This window comes from Moraxella sp., assembly GCF_024227015.1.
Classification (GTDB): domain Bacteria; phylum Pseudomonadota; class Gammaproteobacteria; order Pseudomonadales; family Moraxellaceae; genus Moraxella.
Window position 1 is genome coordinate 1 of sequence record NZ_JAAELD010000168.1, and the last position, 1,030, is coordinate 1,030.

Consider the following 1,030-nt stretch of genomic DNA (forward strand, 5'->3'; position numbering starts at 1 on the left):
AAAAATCGGATTTCTAAGCTCAAAAACGAATAGTGGGATAGGTTCATGCACATTCCTGGACAATTAAAACTGACTTTTTGTATGGGATTTATAAAAAATTCCAGGAATACTTTCGTCTGTAACGCTTTGAAGGAGATACTATGAATAACCAATTAGCAGTTGCTATCGCTTTAGCCATCTCATCCTCTCCAGTGATGAGTATTGCCGAAGACGATTTAACCACTGTGCGTGAGCAACTTGAAACAATGAAACAAGAATACGAGCAGCGCATCCAAGCACTCGAAAAGCGTCTGGAAGACGCAGAGGATGCCGCTCAATCCACCCGCGCAGCAGCGTATGATGTGGTGCCGTCAGGACAAAGCAGTTCAGCTAACGCCTTTAACCCTGCAATTAGCCTGATTTTAGATGGTCGATATGCCCATTTTTCAAATGCGGCAAATTACAAAATCCCCGGTTTTCAATTAGGGGGCGAAGCTGGCCTTGGCAAGTCTGGTTTATCCTTGGGACATAGCGAATTGGCTATGAGTGCTAATATTGATGATAAATTCTACGGTAAATTAACCGTTGCTTTGCACGATCACGATGGAGAAACAAAAGTCGAATTAGAAGAGGCTTATTTTGAAACTTTAGCTTTAGGCAACGGTTTCACAGTCAAAGCTGGGCGTTTTCTGTCGGCGGTGGGCTATCTCAATGAGCACCATGAACATGCCTGGGATTTTGCAGATGCACCGTTGATTTACCGAGGCTTGTTTGGTAATCAATTAAGAGATGATGGCATACAAGTTAATTGGATTGCCCCCACGGATTTATTTATCCAAGCGGGTGCTGAGTTATTTCGCGGCGATGCCTTTCCCGCAGGCGGAGGGGCGCATGATGGTGTTGGAGCTTATAGCCTGTTTGCCAATCTAGGCGGCGATATTGGTGTGAGTCATAGTTGGCAAATTGGTTTTTCTCATTGGTCAGCCAATGTGGAAAATCGTGCTGGTGGGCATGGGCATGAAGAGGCGCATGAAGGGGAACACGAAGGGGA

Annotated in this window: 1 protein-coding gene; it reads left to right on the plus strand. The window is 45.3% G+C overall.

What is annotated here, in order from left to right; genetic code table 11:
• Positions 1–140 precede the first annotated feature (140 nt).
• On the plus strand, positions 141–1,030 hold an 890-nt coding region (locus GY683_RS03905), incomplete at its 3' end, for a hypothetical protein (protein WP_297287504.1).